The following is a 16,742-nucleotide window of genomic DNA, read 5'->3' on the forward strand; positions in this document are numbered from 1 at the left end:
CGCTCAGAACAGCAGCGGTCCGACGGTATTCGCCAGCCCGCGCGCGGCGTCGGTGAGTGAGCAGATCGCCTCCAGCCTGCTCGACACCCCGCCGATCATCACCGCACCGCGAACCGCACCGTTGACGTCGTAGATCGGCACGGCGAGATGGGCGTGGTGCACCACCAGTTCACCGTCGTCGACCGCGACGTCGGTGCGTCGTATCTCGACGATCTGCTCTTCGAGTCGGGCAGGATCGATGATCGTTGCGGGCGTGACAGGGACGAGCGGCAGCTCCAGCACGTCACGCCACTGCGACAACGACGCCAACAGCAGCTTGCCCGCTGCCGACGCGTGGAGATATCGCATGAGTTCGCCGACACCGTCGAGCGGATGGTCGGGGTCGGCGTCGAGGACACGCACCGAGGCGGGCCTGAAGTAGAGCAGATGAACGGCGAAGCGTACCGAGCCCCGGAAGTCGTCGAGGCGCTCGGCCGCGCGAGCAGGGACCGGTGGCGTGGCGACCCCGTCGACGAAGGAAGCGAGACGGGCGCCGATCGCGAAACCGCGCAAATCGGCTGTCCGCACCAGGAATTCGTCGGCGACGAGACTGTTGAGCAGGCGGTAGGTGCTGGCGGACGGGAGGTCGAGACGCTCGGCGATGTCGCGGGCCGTCGTACCGATCCCGAGGTCTGCGACGGTCTCGATGATCTGCAGCGCGCGCACCACCGAATCCGACTTCGGCGCACGACCTATCGCCATCTCGCCCCCTCACCCCGGTTCGACGACCGACTCCCTCCCCTGCTCACCGCAGCGTCGCCGTGGTGAGGATGTCGGCGCTCGTCGTTGCGTCGAAGACGCCGACACCGGCGAGGAGTCGAGGACTACGCCGTGCGACGAGCAGCACGATCGCAGTCACCACGATCATCGACGCGACGTAGACGACGCCGAGAACACGACCGTGTCCGACGCCTGTGCCGAAGGCGGTCACCAACAACACGCCGAGAATGACCGCTGTGACCACACCGAGCGCCATGATGCGCTTGCTGGGTTCCCCGATTCGGCCGAGCAGCACTGGAGAGGCGAGACACGCTGTGAGGTAACTGCCCATGTAGCCCAGTGCGCTGAGTGTCAGGAAGTCGCGGATGCCGTCCTGCGGGTTGCCGCCGCACCAGAGGAACACGAGCGGACCGAGCGTCACGATCGCCATCGCCCAGACCGTCGCGACGGCAGGCGTATGGAAGCGGCGATGAGTGCGTCCGAACGCCTCGGGGACCACGCGTTCACGTCCCAATGTGAACAGCACCCGCACGAGTGCGTTGACCGACGCGAGCGCGCAGGCGAAGAACGACGTCGCGATCCCGACGTCGAGAATGACCGCCGTGACGCGTGTTCCGTCGGATAGGAACAGTGCGGCCAGCGGTGTGGAGCTCTCGCGCACGCCCGCCGGGGCGTCGAACATCGCGAGCGACTGTGTCGTCACAGCGAGCAGATAGATGACGCCTGCGGCGATCGGCGTCCACCTCAGCGTGCGCGGGACGCTCCGGAACGGTCGGTGCGCTTCGGCGGAGAGCGTTGTCGCACTCTCGAATCCGACGAAGGCACTGACAGCGACCACGATCATCAGACCCATCGAGCCGACGTCGACCTGCGGGGCGAACACCTGCGACCAATCGGCCGAATGATGGGTGATCCCGAGCCACACCATCAGTCCGACCAGGATCACTACCGCGACCACCTCGATGACGAGAGTCGCCGTGGCCGAGACCTTGATCCCGCGCACCATCAGGACTGTCATCAGCGCCGCGGCGACCACCACGATCGCACAGACGACAGGCAGCCACACCGACGTCGACACCCCGACACTGACCGCAATGTGGTTGAGGTACAAGCCGACTGCAAGCAGACCCGCCATGCTCACCGAGCCGTATCCGACAATGGCCGACCACGCGGTCGGGAGCGCAACCCGCGACCCGAGCCCCTGCGCCACGTACGAGTAGAGACCACCGACGACCGCAAGGCGTTGTGCCATGGGCCGGATACACGCCGAGATCATCATGACGACGACCATCGCCACCGCGAACGAGATGACACCGCCCGCGCCGCTCATCGCGGCGATCACGAACAGCGGAGTCACCGCCGACGTCCCGGCCGGCGCGATGGCCGCCACCGACTGCGCGAACACGGGTATGAAGGGAAGCTGACGCCGCGTCAGTCCACTCACCGGCGACTCGTCGGCGACCAGCGGGGACGCTGCGGCGGGCGCCGACGAGACGGCAGCAGAGGATGTGGACGGCATAGCGCTCTCTACCGTGACGGAGCGCTCGTTGCGACGCATCGTTTTCGTGTTTCCAGCGCGTTAACGCGCGTGAGAAATCTCGACTCTCGGTTTCCCACACTCCCTTACATCGACGCCACTGTGAGGTGACACACATTCCGTACCGTCATGCCGGAATCGAGTAATCAGCGAGACCGACGGTGATCTCGCCACCGCACGAAAGGTCCGTTCATGAGCACAATCGACTCCGGGAGCAGCAGCCCGACGACAGCGTCGTCGACCGGCGGCTCTGCCGATTACCTCGACAAACGCCGCCTCAAAACCGGCACGGCCGGATGGGTGCTGCTCGCCGGCCTCGGTGTCAGTTACGTCATCAGCGGCGACTACTCGGGGTGGAACTTCGGCCTCGAGCAGGGCGGCTTCGGCGGTCTCGCGATCGCCGCGGTCATCATCGCCGCGATGTACTTCGCCATGGTGCTGGGCATGGCCGAGATGAGTTCGGCGCTGCCCGCCGCCGGTGGCGGCTACACCTTCGCCCGTCGTGCGCTCGGTACGTGGGGCGGAATGGCCACGGGCACCGCGGTCCTGATCGAGTACGCGATCGCACCCGCGGCCATCGCCACCTTCATCGGCGTACACCTCGCAGGTGTCGGTGAGGCGCTCAAAGTGATGTTCGTGATCACCGCGATCGCACTCGCCGGACTGATCGTGTTCGCGATCGCGGCGATCGGCGACTTCTCGTGGTCGAACCTCACCGACATCGCGCCCTCCGATGCAACGGGCGCGAGTTCGTTCCTGCCGCACGGATATCTGGGCATCTGGGCCGCCATCCCGTTCGCGATCTGGTTCTTCCTCGCCGTCGAGGGTGTGCCGTTGGCCGCCGAGGAAGCCAAGAACCCGGCCCGCAACGTGCCGCGCGGGATCATCGCTGCCATGTGTGCGCTGATCTGCACGTGCGCGCTGGTGCTGTTCCTGGTGCCCGGCGCGGGTGGGGCGTCGGCGATGCAGAGTTCGGGCAACCCGTTGGTCGAGGCGCTGGGCAGCGGCACCGCGCACACCGTCGTCAACTACATCGGTCTCGCAGGCCTGGTGGCGAGCTTCTTCTCGATCATCTACGCCTACTCGCGCCAGCTCTTCGCACTCTCGCGCGCGGGCTACCTGCCGAAGTCGTTGTCGGTGACCAACTCCCGCAAGTCCCCGACGCTGGCGCTCATCGTGCCCGGCATCGTCGGCTTCCTCCTGTCGCTGACCGGGCAGGGCGCCATGCTGCTGAACATGGCCGTCTTCGGTGCGGCGCTGAGCTACGTGCTGATGATGATCAGCCACATCGTGCTGCGCATCCGGGAGCCCGAACTCGCACGCCCGTACCGGACGCCGGGCGGCATCGTGACGACGGCGTTCGCGCTCGTCATCGCAGTGCTCGCGCTCGTGGCCACCTTCCTCGTCGACATCAAGGCGGCAACCGGCTGTCTCATCGTGTTCGCCCTCTTCATGGCGTATTTTGGCCTCTACAGCCGCAAGCGGCTGGTCTTCGCCAGTGCCGACGAAGAGTTCGAGGCCATTGCCGACGCCGAAGAGGGACTCTCGTGACCTACAGCCATTCACTTCGCGGACACACCTATCAGTTCGCCGATCTCATCGACGTGATGGCCAAAGCCACACCGGCACGTTCGGGCGACGAATTGGCCGGGTGCGCAGCACAATCCGACGCCGAGCGCGCGGCAGCGGCATGGGTGCTCGCCGACCTCCCGCTCACCGTGTTTCTTGAAGACATGCTCGTCCCGTACGAGTCCGACGAGGTGACGCGCCTGATCATCGACACCCACGACCGCGAGGCATTCGCACCCATCTCGCACCTGACGGTCGGCGGCCTGCGTGACTGGCTGCTCGAACAGGTCGTTGCGCCCGGGGGGACGCAGCGGCTGCAGGCGGTGTCGCCGGGATTGACCCCGGAAATGGTTGCCGCTGTCAGCAAGCTGATGCGCAATCAGGATCTGATCGCGGTCGCGCGGCGAATGGAGGTCACCGCGGGATTCCGCACCACCATCGGGCTGCCGGGACGCCTGGCCACCCGACTGCAGCCCAACCACCCGACCGACGATCCGAGGGGTATCGCCGCCGGTCTGCTCGATGGGCTACTACTGGGCTGCGGCGACGCGGTCGTCGGGATCAATCCGGCCACCGACTCGCCGCAGGCGACGTCGACATTGCTGGAACTGCTCGACGATGTGCGCCAGCGTTTCGAGATCCCGATGCAGTCGTGCGTGCTCTCCCACGTGACCACGACCATCGGCCTCGTGGAGGCAGGCGCGCCGGTCGACCTGGTGTTCCAGTCCATCGCGGGCACCGAGGGCGCCAACCGGGGATTCGGCGTCGACCTCGCGGTACTCAACGAGGGCAACGAGGCGGGGCGGTCACTGCACCGCGGGACCGTCGGCGACAACGTGATGTATCTGGAAACCGGTCAGGGGTCGGCGCTGTCGGCCGGTGCTCACCTGGGGACCGGAGGGCGCCCCGTCGACCAGCAGACGCTCGAGGCGCGCGCCTACGCGGTGGCACGGTCGTTGGAACCGTTACTGGTCAACACCGTCGTAGGGTTCATCGGCCCTGAGTACCTGTTCGACGGAAAGCAGATCATCCGTGCGGGACTCGAGGACCACTTCTGCGGCAAGCTGCTCGGTCTGCCGATGGGCGTCGACGTCTGCTACACCAACCACGCCGAAGCCGATCAGAACGACATGGACACCCTGCTGAGCCTGCTCGGCATGGCAGGCGTCGGATTCGTCATCACCGTGCCGGGTGCCGACGACATCATGCTCGGCTACCAGAGCCTGTCGTTCCACGACGTGCTCTACCTGCGCGACGTCCTCGGACTGCGCGCAGCGCCCGAGTTCGAGGCCTGGATGCAGACGATCGGTATGGCCGACGCCGGCGGCCATGTGGTGCCACTCGACCCGGGTACCTCACCCCTGCGCGGATTGGCGGCGTCGTGAGCACCCACAGCATCCGGCCGGGGTCGTCTGCAGCGACTCCCGCCGACGATCCGTGGACCGCCATGCGCGGTCTGACCCAGGCCCGAATCGGATTGCAGCGCAGCGGAAATGCGCTGTCGAGTGCCGACGTCCTGCAGTTCCAGGCCGACCACGCCGCCGCTCGCGACGCCGTGCACACCCCGATGGATGCCGATGGCGTCGTCGAGGGTCTCCGGGCTCTGGGGTTGGGCGACCCGGTGGTCGTCACCAGCCAGGCGTCGTCGCGGGCTGAGTATCTGCGTCGCCCCGACCTCGGACGGGTACCGGAGGATCTGGAAGCCATCGAGCATTCGGGCGCCGACATCGGGTTCGTGATCGCCGACGGATTGTCGGCGACGGCTGTCGACACACACGCCGTCACGCTCGTCGAGACGATCGCCGCGGAACTGTCGCCGCGGTTCTCGATCGCACCGCCGGTCGTCGCCACGCAGGCCCGCGTCGCACTCGGCGATCACATCGGCGAGGCACTCGGGGTGGACGTCCTGCTCGTCATCATCGGCGAGCGCCCAGGACTGTCGGTGGCCGACAGCCTCGGCATCTATCTGACGTATCGACCCGAACGCGGTCGTCGCGACTCCGAACGCAATTGCATCTCCAACATCCACCCACCCGACGGACTCGGTTACCGCGACGCGGCGCGAATCGTCGGGGCGCTGGTGGTGGGCGCGCGGGCACTCGACGCCTCGGGCGTCGCGCTCAAGGACACGTCGTCGGACGATCCAGCAGTCGCAGAGGCGGCGGCGCAGGGCGAGCTCGGCTGAGGCGCCGCTCGGCGGCAGTTCTACTCGGGTTCTACTCTGTAGAAGCCTTACTCGACGGCTCCGCCACGGCTGAGACCACTCGCTCTCGGCGCGGCGGCAGCGCACGCACCGCGGAGGGAACGACCACGCCGATCAGTCCCCGCGCGGTGGCCTTGGTGCAGTCGAGGAAGTCGAAGTAGTCGCGCCACACCACGATCGCGCCGTCGACCACCTCGAACCGCCCGCACACCCAGAAGCGGATGCGTACGCGTCCGAGCCGGATCTCGTCGATCCGTTCGGTCAGTACGACCGTGTCGTCGGTGGCGATGTTGATCATCCGGTAGTCGAAGCCGGCGTACGACGCCGAGTCCATCGCACCGAAAATCTTGGCGACACCTCGCTTGCCGCGGATCGTCGGCAATCCGACATTGCTGTAGACGATGTTCTCGGCGACGTCGGCCATCGCAGCGGCGCTGTCGCCACGGGCGAGGGCGTCAAGGAAGTCGGTGACGATGCGTTCAGGTGTGCGAGAGGTCATGGTGTTCCAGTATGCCGACGGCAGTGGGGCCGCCGAGGTCGGATCGCGCGATCAACAACAGCGCGATCCGACCTGGGTAACTCAGGACATGACGCCCACTCAGGGCATGACGACCGTGAACGGGGCAGGCGGGAACTGCAGGGGACGATCGGCCGTGAGAGTGAACCGCACCGGACCCGACCCGACGAACACATCCGCCGAGGCGACCCCCTGCTGCCACATCGATCGGTAGGTCAGCGGTCCGCCCACGACTCCGCTGCGGTGGGTGTTGAGGTTGTACCAGCGGACCGTCGCTCGCTCGGTGCACGGACTGAACGGGGTCTGACCGATCCAGTACACGTCGATGTTCGCGTGACCCCTGGCCGGCTGAACCAGCACATTGCCGGTTGCCCGACCCACGCAGGAGCTACCGAGCGCAAGCTCCTGACCGATGGTGAAACTCTGGAACGGCTTCGCGGGGGCAGCGTTCGCGGTACCCGCCCCGAGACCGACTGCTGCTGTCACTGCGAGGCCGAGGCCGACGAGAGTGGACGAAACACGGGAAAGCTTCATGGCATGGTCCTTTGGTTGATGGTGACCGTGTAGTTGATGTGACCGTGTAGCTGGTGTAACCGTGACGAACGTTCCCCCTGTCATGTTCAGCGTTTCGGCGGCCTGAAGTGTTACGCCTGTCAAATCAATGAACGACCCCGACTCGAGGATCCGTCCGCGTCTCGACCACGACCCGACGGTGCCTGCGACTCCTCGCGATGTGACTTCACCGCAGGTCGTCGGCTATTCTTGACGGGTTGTCTCGGCGAGGGTGACTTGTCACCGTGATCGGCGCGACCATCGCACATCTCCTGGTGGAACCCTCTTTCCGCAGGTGGTCGTGGATTGTCGGCCCGCGAAATCAGCGCCACGCCGAGCACCGACCACCCGGCCACCCCGTGGCCGAACCACGAAGGAGATTCACATGGCAACCCAGGCAAACGCACTGGCCGTCACCACCCGCACGGAGAAGGGCAAGGGCGCCGCTCGTCGCGCCCGCCGCGAGGGCAACGTGCCCGCCGTGCTCTACGGTCACGGCACCGACCCGCAACACCTCAACCTCCCGGCACGCGACTTCGCCGCGATCCTGCGTAACAACGGCACCAACGCCGTCGTCGACCTCGACATCGAGGGCACCAAGCAGCTCGCGCTGACCAAGCAGGTCGACGTCCACCCGATCCGCAACTACATCGAGCACGTCGACCTCCTCGTCATCAAGCGCGGCGAGAAGGTCACCGTCGAGGTCACCATCGTCGTCGAGGGTGACGCAGCGCCGGGCACCCTGGTCACCCAGGACGCCAACACCGTCGAGATCGAGGCCGACGCGCTGTCGATTCCCGAGCAGATCACCGTCGACGTCGAGGGCTCCGAAGTGGGCACCTCGATCTACGCATCGGATCTCGCGCTGCCCGAGGGCGTCGACCTGATCACCGACCCGGAGACGCTGATTGTGGCCGTCAACGAGGCGACCACCGCCGCCGAGCTCGAGGAAGAGACCGACGAGGAGCAGGCAGAAGCCGACGCCGCCGCTGCGGAGGCCGAGGCCGAGTAATCCGGCTTCTGCGACGCCCCGCTCCCCTCCAACAAACAGGACCCATGAAACTCGTTGTCGGATTAGGCAATCCGGGCCCCAAGTACGAGCGGACGCGTCACAACATCGGCGCGATGGTCGCAGACCATCTCGTCACGACGGCCGGCGAACGGTGGAAGGTGCACAAGCGCTCAGGCGCGATGGTCGCACCGATCACCCTCGCCGGCCAGTCGGTGTTGGTGGCACGTGCGCGCACGTACATGAACACCACGGGCCGCGAGATCGGCCCACTCGCGAAGTTTTATTCGATCGGGCCGTCGGACCTCATCGTGCTGCACGACGAACTCGACATCGACTTCGGATCCGTCCGACTCAAGCTCGGCGGCGGCGAAGGCGGGCACAACGGGCTGCGCTCGATCAGCCAGGCGGTCGGATCGCGTGACTACTACCGCGTGCGATTGGGCATCGGCCGACCACCCGGCCGTCAGGATCCCGCCGACTACGTCCTCAAACCCTTCCCGTCGGCTGCACGAGCCGACGTCGAATTACTGATCCAGCACGGCGCCGACGCCACGGAGTCTCTGATTTCCTCTGGTCTCGAAGCCGCGCAGAACGTCGTCCATACCTGGTGACACGGGTCGTCGACGGCGTCGGGTCCCCAGCGTGAGCGTCCCGTCACAGGCCTGACGCATACCGCCCGCGTTCTCGACCCGCAGCGCGCGAGCCGCCTCGGTGCGACGATGGGCAGATGTCGGACGCCACGCTGAGCCTGATCGTCCTCGGCGTGACGGTTGTGCTTTTCGTCGTCAACAGGCTGCCGGTCGGACTCGTCGCGATCGGTTCCGCGCTCGCCCTGTACTTTCTCGGACTCGTCGATGTCGAGGGTCTGACCTCGGGACTCGGTCAGAGTGTCATCGCCTTCATCGCCGCGCTGTTCGTGATCAGCGAGGGACTCGACGCCTCGGGAATCACAGCCTGGCTGGGCGGAGTACTGGCGCGCGTGGCGGGCCGGACGCGAACTCGGGTCGTTCTGGCCATCATGGTGTTGGCCGCGGTACTCAGTCCGCTGATCACGATCAACGGGGCGGCCGCAGCGTTGGTCCCGGTCAGCGTCGCCGTCGCCCGACGCGCGTCTCTGTCGCCTTCCCGAGTCCTGCTGCCTCTCGCATTCGCTGCCAGCGCCGGTTCGCTGCTTACCCTCAGCGGAAGTCCGGTGAACGTCATCATCGACGAGACCGCCACCGAGCAAACAGGCTCCCCCATCGGCTATTTCGGCTTCTCGCTCATCGGCGTACCACTCGTCGTGGTGACGCTGGTCGTCATCGCGCTCGTGGGCGACCGGCTGATTCCGCGACGAGAATCGCAGTCACTACCCGAGGATTTCAGCAGATACCAGCACGACGTCGTCGACCATTACGAACTGTCCGGGCTCGCGACGACCGGTGTGCGTACGTTTCGCCTCCACGTCGGTCCCGCGTCGCCACTCGTCGGCAAGACAGTCCGCGCTGCGATCACCGACGACGCGATCGATACAGTCGCCGGCCAGTCCGCACGCGGTCGGGTACTGAGTTCGACGCACCGCCTCGAACCGTCGGACGTCCTCGTCGTCTCGGGTGTGGGGACCGCGGTTCAGACGCTCGCACGCGAGGCCGACCTCACCGTCGAGGACACCATCGGCAGGCGCACGGGTCTCATCAACCGCGACAACGGAATCTGCGAATTGGTGATCCCGCCACGCTCGTCGTGGATTGGGCGACCCGCGTTCGGCGGCATGGTACGCGCGGAGGACGGCCTGCTCGTGTTGTCGGTACGCCGACGCAACGACGACGTCACCTCGCGGGAGAACGCACTGCACGAGGGCGATGCGCTACTGGTGTACGGCCCGTGGGCTGCTCTCGACGCCCTGGCCGACGACCGCGACGTCCTGGTGGTTGCATCGTCGGAAACCGTTCGGCGCCAAACCGTTCCGCTCGGCCGGAGCGCTCCGCGCGCGGCGATCATCCTGATCGCGACGATCGCACTGCTCGCCAGCGGAGCCGTACCACCGGTCGTCGCAGGGTTGCTCGGCGCGGGGGCGATGGTGTTGTTCCGCGTGCTCTCGAGTGAACAGGCCTACCGCGCGGTCCCGTGGGCGACACTCGTGCTGATCGCCGCGCTGATCCCGATGTCGTCGGCGATCACCAGCAGCGGTGGTGCCGAACTGATCGCACGACCGATCGTCGACCTCGTCTCCGGGCACAGCGCGTACCTCCTTCTCGCGATGCTCTTCGTGTTGACTGCCGTGCTCGGGCAGTTCATCTCGAACGTGGCCACAGCGCTGATCGTCATTCCCATCGCGCTCGTCGCGGCGGCCGATGTCGGAGTCGACGCCCGCACCGTACTCATGGTGGTGTGTGTCGCCGCGGCAGCGTCGCTGCTCACACCCATCGCTACCCCGGCGAACATGATCGTGATGAATCCGGGTGGTTATCGGTTCGGTGATTACTGGCGGCTCGGGATCGTGCTGATGGTCTGCTGGCTGATCGTCGCGGTGACGCTGGTCCCGGTGTTCTGGCCGATCGACGGCTGACTGGTCGAGCCGCCGAGCCCGCCGCTCGACGCGGCGATTCCAGGTGTCCTTCCGGACGCGTGGTCGGCGCGCCTACACTTTCTGCCGAGGGTCGGCGCCGGGCTGCGACCACGTACTTGTCAAAAGGGAGTTTCTTGTGAGCGTCATCGCCGCCAACACGGGCCATCAGAACGTCGCGATGTTGGGCATCGGCGCATACCGACCACAGCGTCTGGTCAGCAATGACGAGGTATGCGAGGTCCTCGACAGCTCCGATGAGTGGATCTTCGAGCGCAGCGGTGTCCGCAATCGACGCTGGATCAGCGGCGACGAGTCGGCGCGGTCGATGGCCGCAGCTGCGGCCGAGCGCGCCATCGAGAACTCGGGCATCGCCAAGGAGAAGATCGGCGCGCTGATCCTGGCCACCAACAGCTGGAAGACGAAGATCCCGCACGGCGGCCCCATCGTCGCCTACGACATCGGCCTCAACGGCATTCCGGCCTACGACATCGCTGCCGGCTGCGGCGGCTTCGGCTACGCGCTCGGCGTTGCCGCCGACACCGTGCGCGCAGGTTCTGCCGAGTACGTGCTGGTTGTCGGCGTCGAGACGATGTCGGTCGTCATGGAGCCCACCGACCGCAACACCGCTTTCATCTTCGGCGACGGAGCCGGTGCCGTCGTGGTGGGGCCGAGTGAGGCGAACGGGATCTCGCCGACCGTCTGGGGCTCCGACGGGGAGAACGCCGAGGCCATCGGTCAGAACTACGACATTCCCGAGTACATGGACCGCGCGCAGGAGTATCAGCACAAGGACCCGGAGACCGATCCCGTCGGCCGCATGGTGGTCACGATGCAGGGCCCGCGCGTCTTCCGTTGGGCAGCCATCACGCTGCCCAAGGCGCTGACGTCGGTGATCGAGCGGTCCGGCATCAGCGCCGACGACATTGAGGTCTTCGTCCCCCACCAGGCGAACGCCCGCATCAACGAGTTGATGAAGAAGAACCTCGGCTTCCCCGACGATATGCCGATGGCCAACGACATCGAGAACACGGGCAACACGTCGGCAGCGTCGATCCCGCTCGCCATGGAGGAGATGCTCGCAACCGGCAAGGCCAAGGGCGGCCAGACCGCGCTGCTGCTCGGGTTCGGTGCGGGTCTCTCCTACGCCGGGGCCGTCGTGACGCTGCCCCCGGCGCCGAAGGTGAGCAGCTTCGACGACCTCGGGTAACACCGTGACGCTGCCCCCGGCGCCCAAGGTGAGCAGCTTCGACGCCGGTTCGCGCTGACCGCGTCGTTCCGTATGACGCTAGCTCCGATACTCCGGTGGATCTGTCATACGCATCGTCGACGTCGTACCGGCGCGCACCTACTTCCGAGTAGCGCCGCGATGTGAGACGGTCTATGTCGGGTCGCATAGCGGAAGGACACCCATGGCAACCATCGCGGACAGGTCGGGCACCAACAACATCGGGATGCTGAGCATCGGGGCATACCGGCCCGAACGCGTCGTCACCAACGACGAGATCTGCGAGTACATCGACTCCTCTGACGAGTGGATCTACACCCGTACCGGCATCAAGACCCGACGCTTTGCGCGCCGCGACGAGGACGTCGTTGAGATGGGAATCAAGGCTGGACGCACAGCCATCGCCAACGCTCTGCTGTCCGGCTCCGACATCGACGCCGTCATCCTGGCCACCAACACCCACCTGCTGATGACCCCGGCCGGCGCGACCAAGGTGGCGACCGAGCTCGGCGCCAATGGCGTACCGGCGTTCGACGTGACCGTCGGCTGCGCCGGATTCGGCTACGGCATGGCCCTGGCAGCCGACATGGTGCGCGGCGGTAGCGCCACGCACGTGCTGGTGATCGGCGCCGAACAACTCTCGGTCACCCTCGACATGACCGACCGCAGCAACTGCTTCATCTTCGGCGACGGCGCAGGCGCCGTGGTCGTTGGCCCGACCGACGACCAGCAGCTCGGACCGGTCATCTGGGGCAGCGACGGCACCCAGTACGACGCCATCCGCCAGGACATCGACTGGGTCACCTTCCTCGACAGCGACCGCACCCAACGGCCCTACGTCCGCCTACAGGGCACAGCCGTGTTCCGCTGGGCAGCGTTCGAGATGGGAAAGGTTGCGCAGCGCGCACTCGAGGCGGCCAAGATCGGTTCCGAGGACCTCGACGTCTTCGTGCCGCACCAGGCCAACACCCGAATCAACGACCTCCTCGCCAAGACTCTGCACCTCCCCGAGGGCACCCCGGTGGCCAACGACATCGAACACACCGGCAACACGTCGGCGGCGTCGATTCCGCTCGCCATGGAGGACCTGCTCTCGACCGGCAAGGCCAAGCCCGGCGACACCGCGCTCCTCCTCGGCTACGGGGCAGGCCTCAGCTACGCGGCGCAGGTCGTCAAGATGCCGCCGGTTCCGTTCGAGTAGCAATTGCGCTGAGCAGGGTCGACCAGGCCGACGCGTCGCTGGCGGCATGCGAGCGTTTTGCTCCGACGCTCGCCCGGCCAGTACCCTCGTCTGGTGAGTTCTGACGCGCGTGAGCTGCGGCTCGAGGCCCAGCGTCGACGTACCTTCGCCATCATCTCCCACCCCGACGCGGGTAAGTCGACGATGACCGAGGCGCTCGCGCTGCACGCGCACGTGATCAGCGAGGCAGGCGCCATCCACGGCAAGGCCGGACGCAAGTCGACGGTGTCGGACTGGATGGAGATGGAGAAGGCGCGCGGCATCTCCGTGAGTTCGACAGCGCTGCAGTTCAACTACGCACTCGAGGGCACGGACGGCCCTGGCGCGGTGATCAACCTCGTCGACACCCCGGGCCACGCCGACTTCTCCGAGGACACCTATCGCGTCCTCACCGCGGTCGACGCCGCGGTGATGCTGATCGACGCCGCCAAGGGCCTCGAACCCCAGACACTCAAGCTGTTCCAGGTGTGTCGCCACCGCGGCATCCCGGTCATCACCGTCATCAACAAGTGGGACCGCCCCGGCCGGACGCCGCTGGAGCTGATCGACGAGATCAGCGAGCGCATCGGATTGATCCCCACTCCCCTGTTCCTGCCCGTTGGCATCGCAGGCGACTTCCGCGGGCTCCTCGACCGGCGCACCGGCGAGTACATCCACTTCACCCGGACCGCGGGCGGCGCGAAGATCGCACCGGAGGAACTACTCGACGCCGACGCCGCGCTCGACCGTGAGGGCGACGCGTGGATCGCGGCGGTCGAAGAGAGCGAACTGCTCTCCGAGATGGGCCAGGACCACGACGAGGAGTTGTTCCTCGCCGGCCAGACGTCGCCGATGATCTTCGCCTCGGCCATGCTGAATTTCGGTGTGCGCCAATTGCTCGACGCTCTCGTCGCACTCGCTCCCGCACCGTCGGGTCGTACCGGAATCGATGGAACCGTCCGCGAGGTCACCGACCCGTTCAGCGCGGTCGTGTTCAAGGTCCAGGCGGGCATGGACTCCAGCCATCGCGACCGGCTGGCCTTCATGCGCATCGTCAGCGGCGAGTTCGAGCGCGGCATGGTCGTCACCCACGCGCAGACCGGAAAACCGTTCGCCACCAAGTATGCCCACACAGTGGTCGGCCGCGACCGTTCGACGGTCGACACCGCCTACCCCGGCGACGTCGTAGGTCTCGTCAACGCGACGGCACTCGCCCCGGGCGACACCCTCTACGACGGTCCGCGTGTCCAGTACCCACCGATCCCCTCCTTTGCGCCAGAACACTTTTCGACGCTGCGCGTCACCACCGCCGACAAGTACAAGCAGTTCCGCAAGGCCATGGATCAACTCGACAGCGAGGGCGTCGTGCAGGTGCTTCGCAACGACACCCGCGGCGACGCCTCGCCGGTGCTCGCCGCCGTCGGCCCGATGCAGTTCGAGGTGGTCACCGCACGGATGAAGACCGAGTTCAACGTCGACACCGTGATCGAGCCACTCGGATACAGTCTCGCCAGACGCACGGACGCCGACAGCGCAGCGGAACTCAACCGCCAGCGTGGCGTCGAGGTTTTCACGCGCACCGACGGCGCGATGCTCGCTCTGTTCAGCGACAAGTGGCGGCTGCAGTACATCGAGAAGGAACACGGCGACCTCACGCTCGAACCGCTTGTCGCGACCGCTGATTGACCGGTGCGGACAGTCGAAACGGTGACTCGCACATCAAGCCGACGGGGCCGTCTCCCCGCGGTGCACGGCACGCGCAGCGTGCGGACCGGCGTCGTGGCCATCGCGGCGGCCGCGCTCACGTCGACCATCGCCGCGTGCTCCGACTCGACGTCGGCGACCCGCGCGGCACAGTCGTCGTCGGCGGTAGCCGCGGCCTCCGCCCCGCAGGACCCTGCTCGGTGTACCGAGAAGCCGCCCTCGGGAACCATTGACCGGCAGGGCTTCGATCTCAGCTTCACGCGCGGACAGATTCTCATCGCGTCCGGGCAGACCACTGCATCACCCAGCGCACAGGAGGGCCGGACCGCGCTGCCCGCGACGTCGGCCGCGCAGCAGATGTCTTCTGCGCCAGCGTGTTACGAGTTCGCTCGGTGGGGTCAGCCGAAGCCGGACGTACCCCCCGACACCCTGCTGTTCGTGTTCAAGGGCGACGGCACCGACGGCGCGCAGATCGAGTTCCCCGTCGGCGAGCTGACCGGCGAACACCTCCCACCGACCGACGGTCCACGTCCACCCGTCGGTCCGCTCACGGCCCCGATCACCGCGAGCGTCGGTCTCTCAGAGAGGGGCATGTACCGGTCGTCATCGGCATGTAGGTTGACGGTGACAGCGATGTCGTCGAAACGAGCCGCGGGTTCGTTCGAGTGTCCCGAATCGGTTGCGTCCGCACAGAATCCGCTCGCCCCCGACGACGATGTGCCATTCGATGACGAGGGCACGACATCCACCGGCACACCGGCGCCCGATACAGCGTCGCAGCGTCCGGTCAGACTAACCGGATGGTTTGATCTGCGACCGTGATCGTTCAATCCTCGACGATCGAGGCGACCACCGACTGATCGACGGCATCGATCGTCGACGGCTCGAACGACGGACTGCGGTCCTTGTCGACGAGCATCGCCCGGACACCTTCGGAGAAGTCGTTCGTCTTGGTGATCTGCGTTGCCGCATGCAGTTCGCGGTCGAAACACTCGTCGAGCGTCGAATCCTGCCCGGCGTCGAGAAGCGCCGCGGTGACCCACAGGCTCGTCGGAGATGCACCCTCGAGGAGTTCGACCATCTCCGCCGCCCACTCGTCGCCCGCCGCTCCGCGCAGTCCTCCGAGAATGGCCGCGACGTTGTCGTCGCCGAAGTACTCGCCGATCTTCGCGATCGGCAGATCGGACGACGGCAAGTCGCTTCTGCCGCCGAGGATGTCGACGAGCGAGTCGCCGGCGCGCACCGCATCGGCAACCGAATCCAACTCGGCTGCGGGCACGAAGTGGGTAGCCAGACCGAGATGCACGGCGTCTGCCCCACGCACCCGGGAACCGGTGAGACCCAACCACATTCCCACCCCACGCGGTAGGCGCGGCAGGAAGTAGGTCGCGCCGACGTCGGGGAAGAATCCGATCGCGGCCTCGGGCATCGCCAGCAGAGAGTTCTCGGTGACGACGCGGATCTCCCCGTGGACGCTGATGCCGAGCCCGCCGCCCATAGCCGCACCGTCGATCAGCGCGATATACGCCTTGGGATAGTGCGCGATCATCTGGTCAAGCCGATACTCGGAGGCGAAATAGTTCTTGATCTCGTCGTACTCGTGCGCGACGGCGTGGTCGCGGATAGCCCTGATGTCGCCGCCCGCGCAGAACGCGCGATCGCTGGCTGAGGTCACCAGCACCGTCTCGATCGACTCATCGTCGCCCCAACGCCCGAGGACGTCGTGCATGTCGTCGATCATCGTCTGATCGAGCGCGTTGAGTGCCTTGGGCCGGTCAAGGATGATCTCGCCGACGCCGTTGCCGACCTGGGTGCGGATGAAAGACATGGACTTCACGGTAGCGCGTTGTCGAGCGAAGCCGCCGACACGAACTCGGTTGACAGTGCACTACGCCTG

The 16,742-nt window shown here is 66.5% G+C and carries 15 protein-coding genes; 10 read left to right on the top strand and 5 right to left on the bottom strand.

All coding sequences use genetic code 11. The features are described 5' to 3' along the window. Positions 1 to 3: 3 nt before the first annotated feature. The gene (locus tag GOACH_RS13810; RefSeq protein ID WP_005175647.1) at positions 4 to 741 is read right to left on the bottom strand and encodes an IclR family transcriptional regulator; all 738 of its coding nucleotides are present in this window, start codon (positions 739 to 741) and stop codon (positions 4 to 6) included. Positions 742 to 784: 43 nt separating this feature from the next. Further along, positions 785 to 2,278: an APC family permease gene (locus GOACH_RS13815; protein ID WP_005175649.1), complete on the bottom strand. Its 1,494-nt coding sequence runs from the start codon at positions 2,276 to 2,278 to the stop codon at positions 785 to 787. Positions 2,279 to 2,488: 210 nt separating this feature from the next. Here GOACH_RS13815 and GOACH_RS13820 point away from each other — a divergent pair, with 210 nt between their 5' ends. Genes GOACH_RS13820 through eutC form a run of 3 tightly spaced genes read left to right on the top strand, consistent with a single transcriptional unit; the run spans position 2,489 to position 6,050 of the window. Beyond that, positions 2,489 to 3,847, top strand: a complete 1,359-nt coding sequence (locus tag GOACH_RS13820) for an amino acid permease (RefSeq protein WP_005175650.1) — start codon at positions 2,489 to 2,491, stop codon at positions 3,845 to 3,847. Continuing rightward, positions 3,844 to 5,250 (top strand): ethanolamine ammonia-lyase subunit EutB, encoded by a 1,407-nt coding sequence (locus tag GOACH_RS13825; RefSeq protein WP_005175652.1) that lies wholly within the window; start codon positions 3,844 to 3,846, stop codon positions 5,248 to 5,250. Before GOACH_RS13820 ends, GOACH_RS13825 begins: the two co-directional genes overlap by 4 nt. Beyond that, entirely contained in the window at positions 5,247 to 6,050 is an 804-nt protein-coding gene (eutC, locus tag GOACH_RS13830) for an ethanolamine ammonia-lyase subunit EutC (RefSeq protein WP_005175654.1), read from the top strand. Before GOACH_RS13825 ends, eutC begins: the two co-directional genes overlap by 4 nt. Positions 6,051 to 6,081: 31 nt before the next feature. On the opposite strand, the gene GOACH_RS13835 is transcribed toward eutC, so the two are convergent. Next, positions 6,082 to 6,567, bottom strand: a complete 486-nt coding sequence (locus GOACH_RS13835; protein WP_005175655.1) for a limonene-1,2-epoxide hydrolase family protein — start codon at positions 6,565 to 6,567, stop codon at positions 6,082 to 6,084. Between the two features lie 99 nt (positions 6,568 to 6,666). After that, a complete protein-coding gene (locus tag GOACH_RS13840) occupies positions 6,667 to 7,119 on the bottom strand; it encodes a hypothetical protein (protein WP_005175656.1) in 453 nt (150 codons plus the stop codon). A gap of 403 nt (positions 7,120 to 7,522) precedes the next feature. Here GOACH_RS13840 and GOACH_RS13845 point away from each other — a divergent pair, with 403 nt between their 5' ends. From GOACH_RS13845 to GOACH_RS13875, 7 genes are all read left to right on the top strand, one after another. Then, positions 7,523 to 8,149, top strand: coding sequence for a 50S ribosomal protein L25/general stress protein Ctc (locus GOACH_RS13845; protein WP_005175657.1), 627 nt, complete (start codon positions 7,523 to 7,525; stop codon positions 8,147 to 8,149). A 44-nt stretch (positions 8,150 to 8,193) separates the two neighbouring features. Beyond that, a complete protein-coding gene (gene pth, locus GOACH_RS13850; protein WP_005175658.1) occupies positions 8,194 to 8,760 on the top strand; it encodes an aminoacyl-tRNA hydrolase in 567 nt (188 codons plus the stop codon). Positions 8,761 to 8,876: 116 nt separating this feature from the next. Further along, entirely contained in the window at positions 8,877 to 10,697 is a 1,821-nt protein-coding gene (locus GOACH_RS13855; protein ID WP_005175659.1) for an SLC13 family permease, read from the top strand. 136 nt (positions 10,698 to 10,833) lie between these two features. Further along, positions 10,834 to 11,904 (top strand): beta-ketoacyl-ACP synthase 3, encoded by a 1,071-nt coding sequence (locus GOACH_RS13860; RefSeq protein WP_005175660.1) that lies wholly within the window; start codon positions 10,834 to 10,836, stop codon positions 11,902 to 11,904. A gap of 202 nt (positions 11,905 to 12,106) precedes the next feature. After that, a complete protein-coding gene (locus GOACH_RS13865) occupies positions 12,107 to 13,123 on the top strand; it encodes a beta-ketoacyl-ACP synthase III (RefSeq protein ID WP_005175662.1) in 1,017 nt (338 codons plus the stop codon). Positions 13,124 to 13,216: 93 nt separating this feature from the next. Then, on the top strand, positions 13,217 to 14,827 hold the full coding sequence (locus tag GOACH_RS13870) for a peptide chain release factor 3 (RefSeq protein WP_005175663.1): 1,611 nt from the start codon (positions 13,217 to 13,219) through the stop codon (positions 14,825 to 14,827). Between the two features lie 21 nt (positions 14,828 to 14,848). Further along, complete coding sequence (locus tag GOACH_RS13875; RefSeq protein ID WP_245551896.1) at positions 14,849 to 15,667, top strand: hypothetical protein; 819 nt, start codon at positions 14,849 to 14,851, stop codon at positions 15,665 to 15,667. Between the two features lie 4 nt (positions 15,668 to 15,671). Here the strand turns inward: GOACH_RS13875 and GOACH_RS13880 are convergent, their stop codons facing one another. After that, positions 15,672 to 16,673 (bottom strand): enoyl-CoA hydratase/isomerase family protein, encoded by a 1,002-nt coding sequence (locus GOACH_RS13880; RefSeq protein WP_005175665.1) that lies wholly within the window; start codon positions 16,671 to 16,673, stop codon positions 15,672 to 15,674. Positions 16,674 to 16,742: the final 69 nt, after the last annotated feature.

The organism is Gordonia aichiensis NBRC 108223 (assembly GCF_000332975.1).
Lineage (GTDB): Bacteria > Actinomycetota > Actinomycetes > Mycobacteriales > Mycobacteriaceae > Gordonia > Gordonia aichiensis.

Bases quoted from the DNA above. Each gene is read 5' to 3' on its own strand.
- GOACH_RS13880 (WP_005175665.1), bottom strand. From the start codon at position 16,673: ATGTCTTTCATCCGCACCCAGGTCGGCAACGGCGTCGGCGAGATCATC.
- GOACH_RS13845 (WP_005175657.1), top strand. From the start codon at position 7,523: ATGGCAACCCAGGCAAACGCACTGGCCGTCACCACCCGCACGGAGAAG.
- GOACH_RS13865 (WP_005175662.1), top strand. From the start codon at position 12,107: ATGGCAACCATCGCGGACAGGTCGGGCACCAACAACATCGGGATGCTG.
- pth (WP_005175658.1), top strand. From the start codon at position 8,194: ATGAAACTCGTTGTCGGATTAGGCAATCCGGGCCCCAAGTACGAGCGG.
- GOACH_RS13835 (WP_005175655.1), bottom strand. From the start codon at position 6,567: ATGACCTCTCGCACACCTGAACGCATCGTCACCGACTTCCTTGACGCC.
- GOACH_RS13840 (WP_005175656.1), bottom strand. From the start codon at position 7,119: ATGAAGCTTTCCCGTGTTTCGTCCACTCTCGTCGGCCTCGGCCTCGCA.
- GOACH_RS13810 (WP_005175647.1), bottom strand. From the start codon at position 741: ATGGCGATAGGTCGTGCGCCGAAGTCGGATTCGGTGGTGCGCGCGCTG.
- GOACH_RS13855 (WP_005175659.1), top strand. From the start codon at position 8,877: ATGTCGGACGCCACGCTGAGCCTGATCGTCCTCGGCGTGACGGTTGTG.
- GOACH_RS13820 (WP_005175650.1), top strand. From the start codon at position 2,489: ATGAGCACAATCGACTCCGGGAGCAGCAGCCCGACGACAGCGTCGTCG.
- GOACH_RS13815 (WP_005175649.1), bottom strand. From the start codon at position 2,278: ATGCCGTCCACATCCTCTGCTGCCGTCTCGTCGGCGCCCGCCGCAGCG.